A 21,735-nucleotide genomic window follows, 5' to 3' on the forward strand; every position below is an offset into this window, starting at 1 on the left:
TGCATGTTGGATAAGAATAATTTCGCGTTAACGATTCGTTGACTCTCGACAGCCCGCGAAAACTGGATTCAAATCAGTGTGATTCGGAAGCGACGTGGGGCTGCTTCCGAGCTTCAGTTGCAAGCAGGTTTTCAGGGGGCCGAAGGCATGTCGCGTGCAGACGCCGCGAACGCATGCGTCCAATCCGATTCGATCAAGGGATTGGCGCAATCGATCGCGAAACCTGCCTATCATCGGCTCCTGATCGCGGAGCCGGCGCTGCGCCGCGCCGTGCCGACACTCATCATCGCATTCCTGATCACGATCTGCCTCGGCGCGTTCGTGCAGGTGGTCGACCAGACGCGCCAGAAGCGGCTGGTGATCAGCCACGACATTTCGGCCCTCGCCGACCTGCTCGCCGAGCGCATCGACCGCCTCACCACGGTGCGGCAGGAACGGCTGAAGAACATCGAGAGCCTGCAGGCGCTGTTGCCGGATCTGATCCCGTCCTGGGGCACGGCCTCGGGCCGCCATGTCATCGTCACCTCGGCCGGCGTCGACCGCCGTATCCTCGCCCGCATCCCTGCAGACAACGACTCCGTCGGCAACGACCGCCTGCTCGACGCGATCACGGCCGCGCAATTGATGGTGGCGCCGCCACGCGACGGCAACGTCTCCGACTTGACGCTGCCGAGCGGCAACGCAGCGATGGCGACCTCGCGGCAGATCAAGTCGCTGCCGGGCTTCGTCACCGTGATCCAGGAGCGCAACGAGCCGATCTGGGGCTCGGACGCCGCGCTCTCGGTCACGCTGTCGGCGACCACCGGCTTCGTCGTCCTGATCCTCGGCTTCGCCTTCCACTGGCAGTCGACCCGCGCCCGCGAGGGCGACATCATCAACGACGCCGTGCGCGGCCGCATCGACACCGCGCTCAACCGCGGCCGCTGCGGGCTGTGGGACTGGGATCTGTCGCGCGGCCGGATCTTCTGGTCGCAGTCGATGTTCTCGATGCTCGGCCTCGACGGCCGCCACGAGCTCCTCACCTTCGGCGAGGTCAACGCGCTGGTGAAGTCCGACGACATCGACCTGTTCGCGATCGCCGACCAGCTCATCTCCGGCGAGATCGACCACATCGACCAGACCTTCCGCATGCAGCATGTCGACGGCCACTGGATCTGGCTCCGCGTGCGCTGCGAGAAGACGCGCGGGGCGACCGATGACAGCGTGCACCTGATCGGGATCGCCGTCGACATCACCGAACAGAAGAGCCTCGCGGAAAGGACCGTGGAAGCCGACCTCCGCCTGCGCGACGCGATCGAGACCATTCCGGAGGCCTTCGTGCTGTGGGATGCGAGCGATCGCCTCGTGCTCTGCAACTCGCACTTCCAGCGCCTGCACAGGCTGCCCGATACGGCCGTCATTCCCGGCACCTCCTACGAGACCGTGCTCGAGGTCGGCCGCATGCCGGAGGTGCGCACCCGCCACAACGAGACCGCCGCCCAAGGCCCGGGGGCGCGCACCTTTGAGGCGCAGCTCGACGACGGCAGCTGGCTGCACATCAGCGAACGCCGCACCAAGGACGGCGGCTACGTCTCGGTCGGCACCGACATCACCCGCATCAAGGAGCACGAGCAGAAGCTGGTCGACAACGACCTGCGCCTGCGTGCCACCGTCATCGACCTGAAGCGCTCGCAGGCCGCGCTGGAGCGCCAGGCGATCGAGCTCGCCGACCTCGCCGAGAAGTACCAGCGCGAGAAGACCCGCGCCGAGGAAGCCAACCAGACCAAGTCGAAATTCCTGGCCAATATGAGCCACGAGCTGCGCACGCCGCTCAATGCCATCATCGGCTTCTCCGAGATCATGGGCTCGGGCATGTTCGGCGAGCTCGGAAGCGAGAGATACCAGGAATACTGCCAGGACATCCTGACCAGCGGCCACTATCTGCTCGAGGTCATCAACGACATCCTCGACATGTCCAAGATCGAAGCCGGTCGCATGAAGCTCGACATGGAAGAGCTCGACCTGTCGCGGACGCTGGCAGAATCCCTGCGGGTCGTCACCGGCCGCGCGCAGGACAAGCGCCTGATGCTCGACGCCGACATCGCAAAACCCATCTCCGTCGTCGCCGACCGCCGCGCGACCAAGCAGATCATCGTCAACCTGCTCTCCAACGCCGTGAAGTTCACGCCCGAGGGCGGGCGCATCGTGGTGCGCAGCCGGCAGCTCGAGGACAGGATCGTGCTGATGATCGCCGATACCGGCATCGGGATCGCGCCACATTCGCTGGCGCGGCTCGGCCGCCCGTTCGAGCAGGTCGAGAGCCAGCTCACCAAGACCTATCACGGCTCGGGCCTTGGCCTCGCGATCGCCCGCTCGCTGGCGCAGCTCCACGGCGGCTCGATGCGGCTGCGTTCGAAGATCGATGTCGGTACCGTCGTCCGCGTGACCCTGCCGCGCGACGCGATCAAGGCGGCGTCCGGGATATCGGCCGCGGCTTAGCGCACGGCGGACGTTCGCCTGAGGCCATCCTTCGAGACGCCCGCCTGCGGCGGGCCCTCAGGACGAGGTCTGCGTGTGCGGCAGCAGCTTCAGCGAACACCGATACAACGGAGCCCCATCCTGAGGAGCCCGCGAAGCGGGCGTCTCGAAGGACGAGGCGCTTGCTCGATCTACAACTGCAGCGTCGGCGCCACTTCCCGCGCCACATTGACCAGCGCAGCGATCAGCGGCGTCATCGGGTCGCGCTGCGGGATCACCATGCCGATGCTGTAATTGACCTCGGGGTCGACGATCGGGATCGAGCGCACCGTATCGGACAGGCCGAGCGTCTCGGCGAGCTTGGCCGGCATCACGCTCGCCCAACGCCCCGTCTTCACATGCGTGAACAGCACCAGCAGCGAGTTCGAGGTCAGCGTCGGCGTCGCCTCCGCGCCGACCGAGCGCAATGCGCGGTCGATGATGCGGCGGTTCTGCATGTCGGGCGTCAGCAGGCACAGCGGCACCTGGCCGACCTCCTTCCAGGTCACCGTCTCGCGGTCGCCGAACATCGCATCCGGCGCGGTCAGCAGGCGATAGCTCTCGTTGTAGAGCGGAATGGTGCGCACCTTGCCGATCGGCTCGTTCTCGATGTAGGTGAGCCCCGCATCGACCTCGAGATTTTCGAGCAGCCCCAGCACCTCGGACGAGGTGGTGGACTGGATGCGGAAGCGCACCTCGGGATGCTTGGCGCGAAACGGCGTCGTCAGCGAGGCGACCATGCCGAGCACGGTCGGGATCGCGGCGATGCGGATCTCGCCGGAGAGCTGATGCTTCAGCCCGTTGATCTCGTCGCGCATCGCGCGGGCATCACCCACGATCCGCCGCGCCCAGTCGAGCGCTCGCTCGCCTTCCGGGGTAAATCCCTGGAAGCGAGACCCGCGCTGGACCAGCATCACGCCGAGAATCTCCTCGAGCTGCTTCAGCCCGGTCGACATCGTCGGTTGCGTCACGCCACAGGCTTCCGCCGCGCGTCCGAAATGCCGCTCCTTCGCCAGCGCCAGCAGCAGTTCAAGCTTGTCGATCAACCGGTTATCCCTTCGAATTCTGTGGTGGCATGCAAGCTAGCACGCCCACCCCTCCGCAACACGCAAAAACCGCCTGCGGGAACGGTCTTCATTGCGATTTGAAATCGAGTGATCGCACTTGCCAATCGATCGGAATTCGCAATCGCAGCACGGGACAGCTTTATTGATCTTCGAATGATTCCAAATAGTTTGGCAGCAGGAAACGCTCTGGTTGAGAATGAAGAATGACAGCGGTTTATGATTGGGACGAGACGCGCGGCGCCGAGATCATCGCCGAACATGCCGGGCAGGAAGGCGCGACGCTCGTCATCCTGCACGCACTTCAGGAGGCGTTCGGCCATGTGCCGCAGGCGGCAATTCCCATGGTGGCGAAGGCACTCAATCTGTCGCGCGCCGAAGTCCATGGCGTCTTCACGTTCTACCATGATTTCCGCCACAAGCCGGCCGGCCGCCATGTGCTGAAGCTGTGTCGTGCGGAAGCCTGTCAGGCTGCGGGCGGCGATGCGCTGGCTGCGCGCGCCGAGGCAAGGCTCGGCGTCTCGCTCGGCAACACCACGGCTGACGATCGCGTCACGCTGGAGCCGATCTACTGCCTTGGCCTGTGCGCGACTGCGCCGTCCGCGATGCTCGATGGCCGCCTCATCGGCCGGCTCGATCAGAAGCGCCTCGATGCGCTGATTGCGGAGGCGCAGCGATGAGCATCCGCCTCTACGTCTCGCGCGATGCCGGTGCGGTTTCCGTCGGCGCCGACGAGGTTGCCCTTGCGCTGGAGCAGGCCGCCGCCAAGCTCGGCGTTGCAGTGGAGATCGTCAGGACCGGCTCGCGCGGCCTCTACTGGCTGGAGCCGCTGGTCGAGGTGGCGACGCCCCAGGGCCGGATCGCCTTCGGTCCCGTTACCGAGACCGACGTGCCCTCCCTGCTCGATGCGCTCGCCAACAATACGCCGCATCTGCTGCGGCTGGGCGCGACCGACGAGATCCCCTGGCTGAAGCGCCAGACCCGCCTCACCTTCGCCCGCTGCGGCGTGATCGACCCGCGCTCGCTCGACGATTACCGCGCCCATGGCGGCTACAAGGGCCTGGAGCGCGCTCTCTCGCTTGGCTCGGATGCAATCCTCAGCGAGGTCACCGCGTCGGGCTTGCGCGGCCGCGGCGGCGCAGGCTTCCCGACCGGGATCAAGTGGAAGACGGTTGCGCAGGCGAAGGCCGAGCGCAAGTTCATCGTCTGCAACGCCGACGAGGGCGACAGCGGCACTTTCGCCGACCGCATGATCATGGAAGGCGATCCCTTCCTGGTGATCGAGGGCATGACCATCGCCGGCCTCACCGTCGGCGCGACCAAGGGCTACATCTACATCCGCAGTGAATATCCGCACGCGGTCGAGGCAATGAATGCCGCGATCCAGGCTGCAAAGCGCGGCGGTTATCTCGGCGACAAGATCGGCGGCTCGGCTTACAGCTTCGATCTCGAAGTGCGCGTCGGCGCCGGCGCTTACGTCTGCGGCGAGGAGACCTCGCTGCTGGAAAGCCTCGAGGGCCGCCGCGGCATCGTGCGCGCCAAGCCGCCGCTGCCGGCCCATCACGGCCTGTTCGGCAAGCCGACCGTCATCAACAACGTGCTGTCGTTCGCGGCCATCCCCTTCATTCTCGCCGAAGGCGCCAAGGCGTATGCCGATTTCGGCATGGGCCGCTCCCGCGGCACGATGCCGATCCAGCTCGCCGGCAACATCCGCTACGGCGGACTGTTCGAGACGGCCTTCGGCGTAACGCTCGGAGAGCTCGTCGACGACATCGGCGGCGGCACGTTCACGGGACGTCCGGTCCGCGCCGTTCAGGTCGGCGGTCCCTTGGGGGCCTACTTCCCCCGCGCGCTGTTCGACACGCCGTTCGATTACGAGGCCTTCGCCGCGCGCGACGGCCTGATCGGCCATGGCGGCATCGTCGTGTTCGACGACAGCGTCGATATGCGTAGGCAGGCGCGCTTCGCCATGGAGTTCTGCGCCATCGAATCCTGCGGCAAGTGCACGCCGTGCCGGATCGGCTCGACCCGCGGGGTCGAGACCATCGAGAAGATCATCAAGGGCGAGCGTGTGAGCGAGAATCTCGCGCTCGTCGAGGACCTCTGCAACACCATGAAATTCGGCTCGCTCTGCGCGCTCGGCGGCTTCACGCCCTACCCCGTGCTCAGCGCATTGGAGCACTTCCGGGAGGATTTCGCACCCGTCCCGACGACGCTTCAGGCCGCGGAATAGGAGAACGACAATGTCTCTGATCGAAGACATCGACTTCGGCACGCCGGCTTCCAAATCGGAAACGATGGTGACGCTGACCATCGACGGCAAGGAGGTTACGGTGCCCGAGGGCACCTCCATCATGCGCGCCGCGATGGATGCAGGCCACCAGATCCCAAAGCTCTGCGCAACCGACATGGTCGACGCGTTCGGTTCCTGCCGCCTCTGTCTCGTCGAGGTCGAGGGCCGCGCCGGCACGCCGGCCTCCTGCACCACGCCTGTGATGCCCGGGCTCGTCGTACACACCCAGACCGAGCGGCTGAAGCGGCTGCGCAAGGGTGTGATGGAGCTCTTTATCTCCGACCATCCGCTCGACTGCCTCACCTGCGGCGCCAATGGCGATTGCGAGCTGCAGGACATGGCCGGCGCCGTCGGCCTGCGCGACGTGCGCTACGGCTACGAGGGCGAGAACCACGTTTTCGCCAAGACTGACGGCTGCAGCAACGACCACTGGATGCCGAAGGACGAATCCAACCCGTACTTCACCTACGATCCCTCCAAGTGCATCGTCTGCTCGCGCTGCGTCCGCGCCTGCGAGGAGGTGCAGGGCACTTTCGCGCTGACCATCTCCGGCCGCGGCTTCGACAGCCGCGTCTCGCCCGGCATGAGCGAAAGCTTCCTCGGCTCCGAATGCGTCTCCTGCGGCGCCTGCGTGCAGGCCTGCCCGACCGCGACGCTGACGGAAAAGTCCGTGATCGAGATCGGCCAGCCCGAGCACTCCGTCGTCACCACCTGCGCCTATTGCGGCGTCGGCTGCGCCTTCAAGGCCGAGATGCGCGGCGAGGAAGTGGTGCGCATGGTGCCGTACAAGGACGGCAAGGCCAATCGTGGCCATTCCTGCGTCAAGGGCCGCTTCGCCTGGGGCTACACCAACCACAAGGAGCGCATTCTTAAACCCATGATCCGCGAGCGGATCGAGGATCCCTGGCGGGAAGTGTCCTGGGACGAGGCGTTCTCGTTCGCCGCCGCCAGGATGCGCGGCATCCAGAAGAAATACGGCCGCGACGCCATCGGCGGCATCACCTCGTCCCGCTGCACCAATGAAGAGACCTATCTGGTGCAGAAGCTGATCCGCGCCGGCTTCGGCAACAACAATGTCGACACCTGCGCCCGCGTCTGCCACTCGCCGACCGGATATGGTCTGGCCACCACCTTCGGCACTTCCGCCGGCACCCAGGACTTCGATTCCGTCGAGCACACCGACGTCGTCGTCATCATCGGCGCCAACCCGGCGTCCGCCCACCCGGTGTTCGCCTCGCGCCTGAAGAAGCGGCTGCGCCAGGGCGCCAAGCTGATCGTGATCGATCCGCGCCGCACCGAAATGGTGGACTCGCCGCATGTGAAGGCGCTGCATTTGCCCCTGATGCCCGGCACCAACGTCGCGGTCATGACGGCGCTGGCACACGTCATCGTCACCGAAGGGCTCGTCAACGAAGCCTTCGTGCGCGAGCGCTGCGACTGGAGCGAGTTCGAGGAATGGGCCGCCTTCGTCGCCCAACCGCAGAACAGCCCGGAAGCCACCGCCATCCTCACCGGCGTCGATCCGAACGACCTGCGCGAGGCAGCCCGCACCTACGCGACCGGCGGCAACGGCGCGATCTATTACGGCCTCGGCGTCACCGAGCACAGCCAGGGCTCGACCACCGTGATCGCGATCGCCAATCTCGCGATGGCAACGGGTAATATCGGCCGTCCCGGCGTCGGCGTGAACCCGCTGCGCGGCCAAAACAACGTTCAAGGCTCCTGCGACATGGGCTCGTTCCCGCACGAGCTGCCCGGCTACCGCCACATCTCGGGCGACGCGGTCCGCGACCAGTTCGAGGCGCTCTGGAACGTCAAGCTCAACCCCGAGCCGGGCCTGCGCATTCCCAACATGTTCGATGCCGCGGTCGAAGGCACCTTCATGGGCATCTACGTGCAGGGCGAGGACATCCTCCAGTCCGATCCCAACACCAGCCACGTGGTCGCGGCGCTGTCGGCGATGGAGTGCGTCATCGTCCACGACCTCTTCCTGAACGAGACCGCGAACTACGCCCACGTCTTCCTGCCCGGCTCGAGCTTCCTCGAGAAGGACGGCACCTTCACCAACGCCGAGCGCCGCATCCAGCGCGTGCGCAAGGTGATGACGCCGAAGAACGGCATGGCGGACTGGGAGGTCACCATCGGCCTCGCCAAGGCCATGGGCTTCGAGATGAAGTACAGCCATCCGTCCGAGATCATGGACGAGATCGCGGCGCTGACCCCGACCTTCGCCGGCGTCTCCTACGCCAAGTTAGATGAGCTCGGCTCGGTGCAGTGGCCCTGCAACGACAAGGCGCCCGAGGGCACGCCGGTGATGCACATCGACGGCTTCGTCCGCGGCAAGGGCAAGTTCGTCGTCACCGAATATGTCGCGACCGACGAGCGCACCGGCCCGCGCTATCCCCTGCTGCTCACCACGGGCCGCATCCTCAGCCAGTACAATGTCGGCGCGCAGACAAGGCGCACCGAGAACGTGGTCTGGCATTCCGAGGACCGCCTCGAGATCCATCCGCACGATGCCGAGCAGCGCGGCGTGCGCGACGGCGACTGGGTACGGCTGAAGAGCCGCGCCGGCGAGACCACGTTGCGCGCGGAGATCACCGACCGCGTCGCGCCCGGCGTCGTCTACACCACCTTCCACCACCCGGACACGCAGGCCAACGTCATCACGACCGACTATTCGGACTGGGCGACCAATTGCCCCGAATACAAGGTCACCGCGGTGCAGGTCTCGCCCTCGAACGGCCCGTCCGACTGGCAGAAGGCCTATGACGCGCAGGCGCGGCATTCCCGCCGCATCGCGCCGGCCGAGGCCGCGGAGTAGCCGCATGCACGTTCCGGTCCAGGCCACCGACCGCGAGATCTGGCGCGATGGCATCGCGTCAGAGGGGACACGGCTGATCCCGGAGGAGACGCCGCTGGCGCTGACCTATAATGGCGGCACCTATGCCGTCATGATGGGGACACCGCAGAACCTCGAGGATTTTGCGGTCGGCTTCAGCGTGAACGAAGGCATCGTCGGGTCGGTCGACGACATTCGCTCTCTCGACGTGGTCCGTCTCGACGACGGCATCGAGCTGCGGATGTGGCTGGCATCGGAGGGTGCAGCCCGCATCAACGAGCGCCGTCGCCACGTCGCGGGACCCACGGGCTGCGGCATCTGCGGCATCGAATCCATTGCCGAGGCGGTGCGGCCGGCGGCCGTGGTGGCGCAGGGGCAGACCTTCACGCCGGAGAAGATTATGGCGGCGATGCAGGCGATCGCGCCCCTGCAATCGATCAACATGCAAACCCGCGCCGTTCACGCCGCCGCGTTCTGGTCCCCTGCAGGCGGCATCGTCGCGCTGCGCGAGGATGTCGGCCGTCACAACGCGCTCGACAAGCTCGCCGGCGCCCTGGCGCGCAGCCGCGCGGATGCACGCGGCGGCATGGTGCTGCTGACGAGCCGGGTCTCGGTGGAGATGGTGCAGAAGACGGCCGCGATCGGTGCGCCGGTGATGGTCGCCGTGTCGGCGCCGACCGCCCTCGCGGTACGCACGGCGGAAGCCGCCGGCATCACGCTGATCGCGATCGCGCGGCAGGACGGGTTCGAAATATTCTCGCATGGCAGCCGGATCGTCGCGCGCCATGCCACGGAGGTTGCCGATGTCGCCTGACCGCCTGATCTACATGGCCAACCAGATCGGCAGATTCTTCCGGAGCCAGGGCCATGAAAAGGCCGTGCCGGGGATTGCCGAGCACATCAAGAAGTTCTGGGATCCCCGCATGAAGCGCGCGATCTTCGCCCATCTCGATGCCGGCGGCGCCGGCCTCGAGCCTGATGTGCGCGAGGCAATCACCTCGCTGAAGCAGGCGACGTCCCTTCCAGCAGCGCCCTGAACACGCGCCGCACCTCGATCTGGGTCTCCTTCACCCGCGCCTCCAGCGACGAGAAGTCCGGCGCATCGCCCGCGCGCGCCATCACGCGCAGGAGGTCGGTGCCGGCGGTCTCTGGCTTGAAGCGCTCGCTTACGCAAAGCCGCAGGATCTGCGTCAGGTCGTGATAAAGCCGCGCTGCGGCACGCAGAATCTCGGTCTCCGACTGTGAGAGCATACCGAGCCTGCATGCATTTTCCAGCACCTGCATGGTGCTGACGTCGAGAATGTCCGGCTTCTCGTGGGCATGCACGAGCTGGAGATATTGCGCGATGAAGTCGATGTCGACCATGCCGCCGGCCGCATGCTTGATATCCCAGCAATCGGCCTCGCCCTTTTCCTGCGCGATCGCGCGCCGCATGTCGGCGACGTCGTTGGCCGTGATTGCGGGATCGCGGCGGCGGGTCAGGACATCGCGGATGACACGCTCGATCCGTTCCCGGAACTCGGGCGACGCCGACACCACGCGGGCGCGCGTCAACGCCATGTGCTCCCAGGTCCAGGCCTCGGTGGCCTGGTAGTCCGCGAATGAAACGAGACTCGAGGCCACCGGGCCGGCGCGCCCCGACGGCCGCAGCCGCATGTCGATCTCATAGAGCACGCCGTAATTGGTGCGCGTCGTGAAGGCGCTGATCAGGCGCTGGGTGAAGCGCGCGAAATAATGCGCGCCGTGAAGCGATTTCGGTCCATCGGAGTCCGGATTGTCGCTGTCGAAATCGTAGAGCAGGATCAGGTCGAGATCGGACGAGGCCGTCATCTCGCGGCTGCCGAGCCGGCCCATCGCGATGATCGCGGTCTGCTGCCCCTTGATCCGGCCGTGCTGGGCGGCAAAGCGATCGGCGACGAGACCATGCACGGTGTGCACGATTCCTTCGGCGACGTCGGCAAAGGCGGTGCTCGCCTGCTGCGCCGAAACCGTGCCGGAAAGGATGCGCGTACCGATCAGGAACAGGCTCTCCTGGCCGAACAGGCGCAGGCGATCGAGAAATTCCTCGTAGGAGTCCGCGTCTCGCACGGTGGTCGCGAGCCGGCCCGACAATTCCTGCCTGTCGGGCATGGCGCCGAAGAAGCGCGGATCGATCAGACCATCCATGAGCTGCGGCTGCCGCGCCAGCATCTCGCCGAGCCGCGGCGCCGCCCCGAGCACCAGCGCCACCAGCGCGACGAGATCGCGGTTCTGGCCGAGCAGCGTGATCAGCCGGCCGCCGCGCTGCAGCGCGCCGAGGAAATGATCGAACGCCACGACGGCGCGATCCGGCTCCTCGGCATGGGCGAGACCGTCGATCAGGGCCGGCACGAATTCGACGAAGGCGCTTCGCGTCGCCTCATTGCGGAATACGCGGTAGTCGCCGGTGATCCAGTCGCGCACGGTCTGTGCGACGGCGGCCGGCTTCTTGAAGCCCAGCGTCGCCAGGTGCTGGAGCAGGCGCGGATCGTCGGGACCTGCACTATAGTCGAGCGCCGGCAGCCTGGCCGTCCCGATCGGGTCGTCGCCCTCGAACAGTTTTTCGTAGTGACCCTGGACGATCTGGAGCTGGTGCAACAGGTCGCGCGCAAAGGCTTCGCGATCCTGATAGCCGAAGAACCACGCGAAGCGCTCGACCGCTTGCCTGTCCTCAGGCAGCGTATGGGTCTGCTCGTCGGCGATCATCTGGAGGCGATGCTCGACCCGCCGCAGGAATTCATAGGCCGTCGTCAGCTCGTCGCGCGCCGCAGAGGTGATCCACTTGCTGGAGGCGAGTACATCGAGCGCCCTCAGCGTCGGCCGCACCCGCAATTCCGGATGGCGGCCGCCCGCAATCAGCTGCTGAGTCTGGGCGAAAAACTCGATCTCGCGGATGCCGCCGCGCCCGACCTTGACGTTATGTCCCTCGACCGCGATCTCGCTCTGGCCACGATAGGTTTGCATCTGCCGCTTCATGTCGTGGACGTCGGCGAGCGCGGCGAAGTCGAGATGCTTGCGCCAGACGAAGGGCGCGATCTCTGCCAGAAGCGCTTCACCCGCCCTGGGATCGCCGGCGCAGGCCCGCGCCTTGATCATCGCAGCGCGCTCCCAGGTGCGGCCTTCCCGCTCGTAGTAATGCAGCGCGGCGTCCCGCGAGATCGCCACCTGTGTCGAGGACGGATCGGGCCGCAGGCGCAGATCGACGCGGAAGACGTAACCGTCATAGGTGCGCTGCTGGAGGATGCGCGCCATCCCCTGTGTGACACGGACGAAGAACGGCTGCGGCTCAATGTCCGCCGCCAGCGTTGTCGCATCGGGATCGAAGAACACGATCAGATCGATGTCGCTGGAATAGTTCAGCTCGCCCGCGCCCATCTTGCCCATCGCGAGCACGATCAGCCCGCAGCCCTCTTCGGGTGCCTCCGGATTGGGCGGCGAGAGCTTGCCGCGTGCGGCTTCCTGCCGCAGCAGATATTGCAGCGCCGCCTGCACGGAGGACACGGCAACATCGGTGAGCGCCGCCGTCACCCGCATCACCGGCCAGACACCGCCAATGTCGCACAGCGCGATCAGCAGCGCGGCCTCCGCCTTCATCCGGCGAAGCAGCCGCATCACCTCGGCCTCGTCAGGTGCCGCGAGCACCGCGCCCCTTGCCTCAGCGATCAGTGCAGCGAGATGCGGGTCCGGATCGCATTCGAGCAGCCGGATCAGGCGCGGGGCATCGGCGCGCACCAGATCGAACAGATAGGGCGAGAATTCCGCGATCCCGGCCAGGATGTCGCGGGCGAAGGGGTGGCCCAGGAGCACTTTCAGACGCGCCGATTGGGCCGGCTCAAGCTCGGCCAGCCAGCTTTCCAAACGTCGTTCGTCGGTTGTGGAAGCGGCAATATGGGGAGCCTCCGCGAAGCGCGCGGCCAGCCTCTCACCATGCTTGTCCGCGTTTCCCGGCGCGGAGTGGTTCATGCCACCTTCTGTGGCACATCCGGCATTGGCGGAGCAACCCTGTCGCCCGCGCGCGCCGGCAGCACCAGCGTGGCAACAAGACCGGGATGGGCATCGCCCAGCCGCAATTCTCCGCCATGCAGCGTGGCAACAGCCGATGCGAGGCTGAGGCCGAGGCCGGAGCCCGGCAGCGTGCGGCTCGCCTCCAGGCGAACGAATCGCTCGACGACATGCTTGCGGTCGCTTTCGGGGATACCGGGGCCGCGATCGGTGACGCTGAGCAGCACCTGATCACCCTCACGCCGGGCCTCGATCGTGATCTGCCGGCTATCCATGCTCACCACGGTTCCCGCGGGCTGCGAAGCGGGCTTGCCGTATTTGATCGCATTCTCGACCAGATTGGCGAGCGCCTGGCTGATCAACTCGCGGTTGGCATGAACCGGCGTCGGATCGGCCTTCACCTTCAAGGTCATGCCGTCGTCCTCCGCCAGGGGCTCGTAGAGCTCGTGGATGCCATTGGCGACATCGGCGGCGTCGAAATCATCCATGTTGCCGCGCGCCTGTCCGGACTCGGCACGCGCGATCATCAGAAGCGCGTTGAAAGTACGAATCAGCCCGTCGGATTCCTCGATGGTCCGCTCCAGCGCGGCGCGGTAATCGGCCTCGCAGCCTGATCTCGCCAGCGCCTCCTCGGCGCGATTGCGCAGCCGCGTCAACGGCGTCTTGAGGTCGTGAGCGATGTTGTCGGAAACCTCCTTCAGGCCCGCCATCAGCGCCTCGATCCGCTCGAGCATGGCGTTGAGGTTCTCGGCGAGGCGATCGATCTCGTCGCCGCTGCGCCCCACGGGCAGGCGCTCGCTGAGATCTCCGGTCATGATCCGCTGCGCCGTGCCGGTCATGGCGTCGATGCGCCTCAGCACCCTCCGCGCGACGAAAATGCCGCCGGCGAGGCCAAGCACGACCACGATGAGGACCGACCATTGCGCCGCCTTGGCGACGATACCGAACAGGCGCCGCCGCTCGGCGAGGTCGCGGCCGATCAGCAGGCGGAAGCCGTTTTCCAATTCGGTGACCCGCACCAGCGCGCGATGGTCGCGATCATCCGTATCCTCGATCCGCCGGTAGGCCGTCTCCGACCAGCCGCGCGTCGCCATCACGCCCGGCGCCAGCGAGCCGACATTGCCGGCGATCGCCTGGCCCGTCGGCGTGGTCACGAGATAGAGGTTGGCGCCCGGCCGCAGCGCCCGATACTCGATCGTGCGCACCAGGCGAAACATGCCGCCGCGATCATAGATCTCGTTCATCTCCGAGGTCTCGGAGTTGACGGTCTGGGTGATCTCCTCGGTGATCAGACGCCGCGTGTTCCAAGCGAAATAGGCCAGCAGCGAGGCCGCGAACATCGCGAACAGCAGCAGATAGACCAGCGTCAACCGGAACGCCGTGGTGCGGACGAGTTTACCGAATGCCGTCACGGATCATGTATCCAATTTCAGCGCCGCGTCTGCTATCACCGAGCATCGTCACTCTTCATATTCTGTTTTATCTACAGTACCTTAGGCCTATAAGCTACCGTCTGTCTTCGCCTGAAATCGCTAAAACGCCAGCCGGCCAAGGTAAAAAAATGGTAAGGCGGCGCATGGGTCCGTTTGAAAGTATCCGCGACGGTCACACATCCGCACCGGTTCCCGTGGATTCGCTGACCGTGACGGGCAAAGCATCCGTGCCGGTAAGTGGTCAGCGAAAGGGGCACGTTAAAGTGGCGCTCAATTCGAACCAAGTTAAATCCCCGCAAGCTGGCGTTCATGCAGACAGGGGGCCTCTATCTGGTCGTGCGCGGGAGCGGTGATCGGGTGTGGGCCTTCCGTTTCACCGACCCCACGGGCAAACGGGCGCAGATGGAGTTCGCCAGGGCTGGCGACCGCGACGGCGCACCCGTTGTCGCCACGAGATCAGACCGGTCATTCTCAGTAGAGCCTCGTACGGTATCCTTCTTCCATCGTCTTCTCGGCCTCTTCGACTGCGATGGTCGCAGTCTGCTCGGCGATGATCCGGCCGAGCGTCGGGAAACTGTTGCGCTCGACCTGAGCAGCCGGATTCCAGAGCTTCGAGCGCATCAGCGCCTTGCCGCAGTGGAAATAGGTCTCCTCGACGTGGATCTTGAGTCCGATGATCGGGACGACGTTCTGCACCGCGAGCGGCGTCAGCAGCTCGGCGTCCTGCGAGATCTCGGCGCGGCCGTTGACGCGCAGGGTCTCGTTGATTCCGGGCACCAGGAAGATCAAGCCGATGCCGGGCGAAGCGATGATGTTGCCAAAGGTGTCGACGCGGTTGTTGCCGCGCCGATCGGGGATCAACAGCGTCTTGTCGTCGAGCACGGCGACGAAGCCCGGCGCGTCGCCGCGCGGGCTTGCATCGGCATGGCCGTTGCCGTCGCTGGTGGCGAGGACGAGGAACGGGGAGAGCGCGATGAAGTCGCGGCAGAACTGGTCGAGATGGTTGAGAACCTTCTTTTCGGCAAGCGGGCTGAGCTGCCCGAAATGCGCACGGAGATCCTGTTGCGTCTTGACCGGCGGCTTGCCGCCTGCACCCTGGCTGTCCATTCGCGAACCTCCCTTTTTGCGGTGAGTTTCCTTCTCGCGGCTAGTTGGCCTCGATGCCGCACCAGCTCGCGGTGAACAGCGCGAGCGCCTTGGTGACCCGCTTCACCGAGGCAAGGTCAACGCGCTCGTTGAAGCCGTGGGCACCTTCCATCGTGGCACCGAAGCAGAAGGCGGGCACGCCGAAGTCGAGACCATAGAAGCGCGCATCGGTCAGCGCGGTAGACGAGAAGCTGGTCAGCTTGCGGCCGAACACATGCTCGTAGACCGGAGCCAGAACCGCTTCACTTTCCTGAATCTCGGTCGCCTCATAGCCCGGCGACAGGAAGCCGGACCAGACGATCTCCGGCGGATTGTTGGCGAGGAACGGATGCGAGCGCGCCGCCTTGGCGACGAAATCCACGATCTCGGCCTGGGCATCGGCGATCTTCCAGCCGGGCAGCACACCGATGCGGCAATCGACATCGCACCAGGCGGGCACGCTGGAGGCCCAGTCACCGCCCTTGATGATTCCAGGATTGAAGTTGAGCGGATGCTCGACCGATTTGAACGAGGGGTGCGTCTTGGCGCGCTCGTTCCATTCGGCTTCGAGACCTTCGAGCTTCTGAATCAGGTGGATTGCAGCCTTGATCGCATTCGAGCCGGTTCCGGCGCGCGCGACGTGAACCGGAATCCCGCGCACCTTGAGGCGGAACCAGATCACGCCGACCTGGGCACGCATCAACTTCTCGTCGGTCGGCTCGGGCAGGATGCAGGCATCGGCACGATAGCCGCGCTGAAGTGTGGAGAGCGCGCCGAGACCGGTGCTCTCCTCCTCGATCACCGATTGCAGGTGGATGCGGCCCTTGGGCCTGTAGCCCGCGGCCTTGATCGCATCGAGCGCGTAGAGCGCCGAGATGGTACCGGACTTCATGTCGCCGGCGCCGCGACCATAGAGCCAGCCGTTCTCGACCACTGGCTGAAACGGCGGCCGCTCCCACATGTCGAGCGGGCCTGCCGGCACGACGTCGCAATGACCCTGGAGGATCAGCGAGCGGCCCTCTTCCTTCGCCGGACGGTAGGTGCCGACGACGGAGCGGGCGCGCGAGAAATCGGTCTCGACCGGACCATAGCCCGGCAGGGTCTTGAGATCGTCCTGGTTGATGACCCAGTCATCGACCTCGTAGCCGCGATCGCGCAACAGCTTTGCGAACATGTCCTGACAGGGCGCCTCCGCCGCGCGCGTGCTCGGGATCGCCGTGAACGCGATCGTGGTGTCGATCTGCTTGTCGAAGGCGGCATCCACAGCGGCCTCGATGCGCTCGCGCGCGCCGGCTGGAAGGGGAAGGTTGTCGGTCATGAACTCATCCTTGCTGTCGGTAGTGCGCCGGTCACGCTGGCAAAGCCCGGCTGGTCGAAGAAATCGCGGCCCGGGATCGCATCGAGCAGATCGCGCGTGTAGGCGGCTTGAGGGGCCGTGAAAACGTCCGCGGTCGCGCCTTCCTCCACGATGCGCCCCTTCTGGAGCACGATGACGCGGTCGGCGATCTCGGCGGCGATCCGCAGGTCGTGGGTGATGAAGATCATGGCGAGCTTCATCTCCTGACGGAGTTCGGCAAGCAGCGCCAGCACCTGAGCCTGGACGGAAACGTCGAGCGCCGACACGGCTTCGTCGGCGATCAGCACGCGCGGCTTGAGTGCCAGTGCGCGCGCAATACAGATGCGCTGGCGCTGGCCGCCGGAGAATTCGTGGGGGTAACGATCGGCGGCGACGGCATTGAGACCAACTCGCACCAGCAGCTTCCTCGCCAGCTCCATCGCTTCCGTGCGCGACGTGCCAAAGGCCATTGGTCCGCGCGCAATGGCATCGCCGACCTTCTGGCGCGGATCGAGGCTCGCAAACGGATCCTGGAACACGATCTGGAGCTGTTTTCGCGCCTGGCGGAGCGCCTCGCCGCGGAGCCGGCGGAGATCCTGGCCGTTGAAGCGGATGGCACCGCCATCCGGCTCGGTCAGACGCATGATCATGCGCCCGAGCGTCGACTTGCCGGACCCGGATTCGCCGACGACGGCGAGCGTCTCGCCCTCATGCAGCGTCAGCGAGATGCCGTCGGCCGCGACGACCTCGCGCGGCGCCTGCAACAGGCCGCGCTTGACCCGGAATGTCTTCTCAAGACCGATGACTTCGAGCAGCGGTGTAGGATGGACCGCGGTGCGGCGGATCTCATCGAGCCGCGCCTTCGGCACCGCATCGATCAACTCGCGGGTGTACTCCGCCTTAGGATTGCGCAGGACCTCCTCGACCGTCCCCTGCTCCACCACCTTGCCGTGACGAAGCACCACGACGCGGTCGGCGACATCGGCAACGACGCCAAAATCATGGGTGATCAACAGCACGCCCATGCCGCGGTCGCGTCGGAGATCGTCGATCAGGCGCAGGATCTGACGTTGGGTGGTGACGTCGAGCGCTGTGGTCGGCTCGTCAGCGATCAGGAGCGCCGGGCGATTGGCCATCGCCATCGCGATCATGACGCGCTGGCGCTGGCCGCCGGACAGCTCGAACGGATAGCTCTTCTCAAGCAGCTTTGGATTTGGCAGGCCGACCTGCGTCAGGAGCTGCTGCACGCGTTCGTGCACCTCAATTGCCGACGGCATCGGCTTCTGATGGGTGAGGATCATCTCCTCGATCTGCCTGCCGACCCGCTTGAGCGGGTTCAGCGAGGACAACGGCTCCTGAAAGATCATCGCGGCTTCGCCGCCGCGCAGGCGGCGCAGCGCCTGCCGGTCGAGCTTTGCCGGATTCTGCCCCGCGACAGTCACGGCGCCCGCGGCAATATTGACGCTCTTCGGCAGCAGCGACAGCACCGCATGGGCGATCATCGACTTGCCCGAGCCGGACTCGCCGACGAGGCAGACGACTTCGTTGGGCTTGACCTCGAAGGAGACGTTCTCGACCGCGAACGGGCGATCGCCCCCTTCGGGCAGCGCGATCGAGAGCCCCTCGGCCGACAGAACGGGTGCCTTGGCTTGCACGGTATCGCTCATGACCGGCGCCTCGACACACGCGGATTGAGGACGTCGGACAGCCCCTCGCCGAACAGATTGATCGCGAGCACGGTGATGAGGATAGCGAGACCCGGGAACACGCTCATCCACCAGGCATTGCGGATCACGGTGCGGCCGGCGCCGATCATGAAACCCCAGGACATTAGATTGGGATCGCCGAGGCCCATGAAGGACAGCGCGCTCTCGAGCAGGATCGCGGTCGCGACGGTCAGCGAGGTCACGACCAGGATCGGCGAGATCGCGTTGGGCAGGATGTGGCCGAGCACGATCCGCAAGGTGCCCTCGCCCTGGCACAGCGCGGCTTCGACGAACTCCCGGTTGCGCAGGCGCAGGAACTCGGCGCGGGTGAGGCGCGCCAGCGGCGGCCAGCTCACCGCGCCGATGGTCAGGATGATCGTGAGCAGCGACGGGTTGAAGGTCGCAACCAGCAGGATCGCGAGCACGAAGGCCGGGATGGTCTGGAACAGCTCCGTCATCCGCATCAGCACGAGATCGACCTTGCCGCCGAAATAGCCTGATATCGCGCCGATCGTGACGCCGATCACCATCGCCGCCATGGCCGAGGCGATGCCGATGACGAGCGAGACGCGGGCACCATAGGCAACGCCGGCCGCAACGTCGCGGCCGAGCGTGTCGCCGCCGAGCAGCAGGCCGTCCTCGCCGGGCGGCGTGAACGGCGCGCTGACCATTTCCCAGGGCGAGACCGGAAAGACGATGGGCGCGATGAGCGCGATGACGACCACGACGAGCAGCACGACGAGGCCGACCATCCCTGAGGGATGACGCAGGAAGGCGCGGATCGCATCCATCACGCCGCTCCCGTCGTCATGCGGGGATCGATCAGCCTGTAGATCAGATCGGTCAGCAGATTGAGCACGATGACCACGATCGACAGGATGAGAAAGATGCCGAGCAGCACGGGATAATCACGCTGGAGCAGCGCATCGAAGGTCAGCCGGCCGAGGCCCGGCCAGGCGAACACCGTCTCGATGACCACGGCGCCGCCGACCAGCGCGCCGGCCTGCATGCCGGCCACGGTGACGACGGGCACCAGCGCGTTGCGCAGCATGTGGCCGACCACGATGCTCGGACCCGACAGGCCCTTGGCGCGCGCGGTCTTGATGAAGTCCTGCTGCGCGACCTCGATGATCGAGGACCGCATCAGCCGGGCATAGATCGCGAGATAGATCGCCGCCAGCGAGGTCACCGGCATGATCATGTGCCTGGCGATGTCGAGCGCATGCTCCAGCCGCGAGAGCTTGACGTTGATGGTCTCGTAACCGAATGGCGGCAGCCAGCCGAGTGTCACGGAGAAGACCAGCACCAGCATCAGCCCCAGCCAGAACACCGGCGTCGCATAAAGCACCAGCGACAGCACCGTGAAGACCGTATCGAGCACGCTGCCCCCCGCCAGCCCAGCGAGCGCGCCGAGGGTCGTGCCGATCAGCAGCGCGAGGCAGAAGGCCGTCACCGTCAACAGCAGCGTCGCCGGCAGCCGTTCCAGGATGAGATCGACCACCGGGCGGCGCTGGCGGTAGGAATAGCCGAGGTCGAACCTGACGACGCGGCCGAGATAGCTTGCGAGCTGCACGGCGTAGGGCTTGTCGAGCCCATATTCCCTGCGCAGATCTTCCAGCAGCTTCGGATCGGACGCGCCGGATTGGCCGGCCATCACCTGGGCGGGATCGCCAGGGGCGGCCTGCACCAGCACGAAGTTGAAAGTGGCGATGACGAGGATGACGGCGACGAGCTGGGCAATCCGGCTCAGTGCCATCAGCCCGATCGTCGCCGCGCTGCCGAGACGGATCACGATTTGTAGACCGACCCGAAGGTTTCGTGCGAGCCGATGCCGGTCGACACGATGTTCTTGAACGCCTTGTCGTAGATGATGGGGTATTCGAGCTCCAGCGTCCAGGCGACCGGCACGTCCTCGACCAGGATCTGCTGCACCTTGGAATAAAGCTCCAGTCGCTTTGCCTCGTCGAGCGTGACGGCGGCCTCGTCGAACAGCCTGTCGACCTCAGGGTTGGAATAGCCTTCGGTGTTCGAGAACAGGATGCCTTTCTTGATGTTCGACGACACGTAAGTGCGGGAGACGCCGAGCGCTGGATCGCCGAGCTGGTAGAGCAGGTTCTGGGTCATCTCATAGTCCCAGTTGCCGACCTTCTCGGCCCAGCCGGCCATGTCGGTGCCGACGAGGACGAGATCGATGCCGACGCGGGCAAAGCTCTGGCGGAAGAACTCGCCGGCGCGCTGATAGGATTCGCCGTAAGGCGGCACGATGTATTTGATCTCTGCGCGCTTGCCGTTGGCGTCGGGCTTCAGCCCCATCTCGTCGAGCAGCGCCTTGGCCTTGTCGATCGAATAGTCGTAGCGCTTGACCTTGCCGTCGTAGAATTTCGTCTTGGACGAGATCGGGCCGGTCGCGACCTTGGCGCTGCCGAAATAGACCCGCTTGGCGAGCGCATCGCGGTCGATCAGGTGCATCACCGCCTGCCGGAAGCGCTTGTCGTTCATCGGCGCGATGCGGTTGTTCATCTCGAGCCACTGGTGCGGCGCGAAATACTCATAGCCCTTGGTGGTGACTTCGAGGTTCTTCTGCGCCTTGAAGCGCTGCACGTCGAAGAACTCGACGTCGGTCCATTGCGCGAGTTGCACCGTGCCGTTCTCCAGCGCCAGCGCGCGCGATGCCGAATCCGGGATGATGCGGTAGATGATCTCATCCAGGTACGGCTGGTCCTTCAGATAGTATCCGTCATGGCGCACCAGATGGACATGCGAGCCGCGCACCCATTCCTTCAGCTTGAATGGGCCGGTGCCGATCGCCTTGTCGTTCAGCGGGTTCTTGCGGTAGTCGGTGCCTTCATAGATGTGCTTTGGCACGATCGGTGCCGAAGTGCAGTCAAAACAGCCGAGGAACGGCGCAAAGGGCTGCTTCAGCTTGAACACGACGGTGAGCGGATCGGGCGCCTCGGCCGAAGCGACGCGCGCAAAATTCTGCCGCGCGCGCGGATGCGTCTCGGTCAACACCTTCATGCAGCTGAACACGACGTCCTCGGACGTCATCGGCTTGCCGTCGTGGAAGGTGATGTTGGGAAACAGCTTGAACGTATAGGTCAGCCCGTCCGGCGAAATCTCCCAGGACTGCGCCATCCCCGGCATCGGCTTGAGGTCAGCGCCATATTTGAGAAGGCTCTCGTAGATCTTGCCGCCGAGCGTCAGCGTCGGCTGCTGCTGGTTGAAGGCGGTGACCAGCAGCGGCGGCTCGGGCTGGATGATGGTGTTGAGCGTTCCACCGCGGGTCTGGCCGACCGCGCGCGTGATGCTGAAGGGAATAGCGGCGCCGGCGGCCAGCATGGCCTGGGTGAATTCGCGTCTGTTCATCGAGCTCTCCGTGTCCGCATATCGGCGTGAGAAGGACTTTGCCAGACGCCGTAT

The 21,735-nt window shown here is 65.6% G+C and carries 15 protein-coding genes; 6 read left to right on the top strand and 9 right to left on the bottom strand.

From position 1 onward, the window contains the following. Window positions 1–147 precede the first annotated feature (147 nt). Window positions 148–2,478 carry a PAS domain-containing sensor histidine kinase gene (locus IVB23_RS07680; protein WP_247803128.1) on the top strand — a complete coding sequence of 777 codons (2,331 nt, stop codon included), beginning with the start codon at window positions 148–150 and terminating at the stop codon, window positions 2,476–2,478. Window positions 2,479–2,648: 170 nt separating this feature from the next. Here IVB23_RS07680 and IVB23_RS07685 read toward each other — a convergent pair whose 3' ends face one another. Further along, window positions 2,649–3,542, bottom strand: a complete 894-nt coding sequence (locus tag IVB23_RS07685; RefSeq protein WP_028181570.1) for a LysR family transcriptional regulator — start codon at window positions 3,540–3,542, stop codon at window positions 2,649–2,651. A gap of 224 nt (window positions 3,543–3,766) precedes the next feature. On the opposite strand from IVB23_RS07685, the gene IVB23_RS07690 reads away from it, so the two are divergent. From IVB23_RS07690 to IVB23_RS07710, 5 genes are read left to right on the top strand one after another with little or no spacing between them, the layout of a single operon-like run. Continuing rightward, the gene (locus IVB23_RS07690; RefSeq protein WP_247803129.1) at window positions 3,767–4,240 is read left to right on the top strand and encodes a formate dehydrogenase subunit gamma; all 474 of its coding nucleotides are present in this window, start codon (window positions 3,767–3,769) and stop codon (window positions 4,238–4,240) included. Next, window positions 4,237–5,793, top strand: a complete 1,557-nt coding sequence (locus IVB23_RS07695; RefSeq protein WP_197965199.1) for an NADH-quinone oxidoreductase subunit NuoF — start codon at window positions 4,237–4,239, stop codon at window positions 5,791–5,793. The genes IVB23_RS07690 and IVB23_RS07695 overlap by 4 nt, the downstream gene beginning before the upstream one ends. 10 nt (window positions 5,794–5,803) lie before the next feature. Next, window positions 5,804–8,677 (top strand): formate dehydrogenase subunit alpha, encoded by a 2,874-nt coding sequence (gene fdhF / locus IVB23_RS07700; protein ID WP_247803130.1) that lies wholly within the window; start codon window positions 5,804–5,806, stop codon window positions 8,675–8,677. 4 nt (window positions 8,678–8,681) lie between these two features. After that, window positions 8,682–9,509, top strand: coding sequence for a formate dehydrogenase accessory sulfurtransferase FdhD (fdhD, locus tag IVB23_RS07705; protein ID WP_247803131.1), 828 nt, complete (start codon window positions 8,682–8,684; stop codon window positions 9,507–9,509). After that, a complete protein-coding gene (locus IVB23_RS07710) occupies window positions 9,499–9,732 on the top strand; it encodes a formate dehydrogenase subunit delta (protein ID WP_247803132.1) in 234 nt (77 codons plus the stop codon). The genes fdhD and IVB23_RS07710 overlap by 11 nt, the downstream gene beginning before the upstream one ends. On the opposite strand, the gene IVB23_RS07715 is transcribed toward IVB23_RS07710, so the two are convergent. From IVB23_RS07715 to IVB23_RS07750, 8 genes are all read right to left on the bottom strand, one after another. Further along, a complete protein-coding gene (locus IVB23_RS07715) occupies window positions 9,689–12,676 on the bottom strand; it encodes a bifunctional [glutamine synthetase] adenylyltransferase/[glutamine synthetase]-adenylyl-L-tyrosine phosphorylase (RefSeq protein ID WP_247803133.1) in 2,988 nt (995 codons plus the stop codon). The two genes, IVB23_RS07710 and IVB23_RS07715, sit on opposite strands and share 44 nt — an antisense overlap. Continuing rightward, window positions 12,673–14,127, bottom strand: coding sequence for an ATP-binding protein (locus tag IVB23_RS07720; protein WP_061883331.1), 1,455 nt, complete (start codon window positions 14,125–14,127; stop codon window positions 12,673–12,675). The genes IVB23_RS07715 and IVB23_RS07720 overlap by 4 nt, the downstream gene beginning before the upstream one ends. Before the next feature lie 492 nt (window positions 14,128–14,619). Then, window positions 14,620–15,255 carry a pyridoxamine 5'-phosphate oxidase family protein gene (locus tag IVB23_RS07725; RefSeq protein WP_197965205.1) on the bottom strand — a complete coding sequence of 212 codons (636 nt, stop codon included), beginning with the start codon at window positions 15,253–15,255 and terminating at the stop codon, window positions 14,620–14,622. A gap of 40 nt (window positions 15,256–15,295) precedes the next feature. Continuing rightward, window positions 15,296–16,591, bottom strand: coding sequence for an ArgE/DapE family deacylase (locus IVB23_RS07730; protein ID WP_197965206.1), 1,296 nt, complete (start codon window positions 16,589–16,591; stop codon window positions 15,296–15,298). Beyond that, the gene (locus tag IVB23_RS07735; RefSeq protein ID WP_247803134.1) at window positions 16,588–18,276 is read right to left on the bottom strand and encodes an ABC transporter ATP-binding protein; all 1,689 of its coding nucleotides are present in this window, start codon (window positions 18,274–18,276) and stop codon (window positions 16,588–16,590) included. The genes IVB23_RS07730 and IVB23_RS07735 overlap by 4 nt, the downstream gene beginning before the upstream one ends. Continuing rightward, window positions 18,273–19,106, bottom strand: coding sequence for an ABC transporter permease (locus IVB23_RS07740; RefSeq protein ID WP_247803135.1), 834 nt, complete (start codon window positions 19,104–19,106; stop codon window positions 18,273–18,275). The genes IVB23_RS07735 and IVB23_RS07740 overlap by 4 nt, the downstream gene beginning before the upstream one ends. Continuing rightward, window positions 19,106–20,107, bottom strand: a complete 1,002-nt coding sequence (locus IVB23_RS07745) for an ABC transporter permease (RefSeq protein WP_247803136.1) — start codon at window positions 20,105–20,107, stop codon at window positions 19,106–19,108. Before IVB23_RS07745 ends, IVB23_RS07740 begins: the two co-directional genes overlap by 1 nt. Then, window positions 20,104–21,681 carry an ABC transporter substrate-binding protein gene (locus tag IVB23_RS07750; RefSeq protein ID WP_197965210.1) on the bottom strand — a complete coding sequence of 526 codons (1,578 nt, stop codon included), beginning with the start codon at window positions 21,679–21,681 and terminating at the stop codon, window positions 20,104–20,106. The genes IVB23_RS07745 and IVB23_RS07750 overlap by 4 nt, the downstream gene beginning before the upstream one ends. Window positions 21,682–21,735 lie beyond the last annotated feature (54 nt).

It is taken from the genome of Bradyrhizobium sp. 191 (assembly GCF_023100985.1).
Lineage (GTDB): Bacteria > Pseudomonadota > Alphaproteobacteria > Rhizobiales > Xanthobacteraceae > Bradyrhizobium > Bradyrhizobium diversitatis.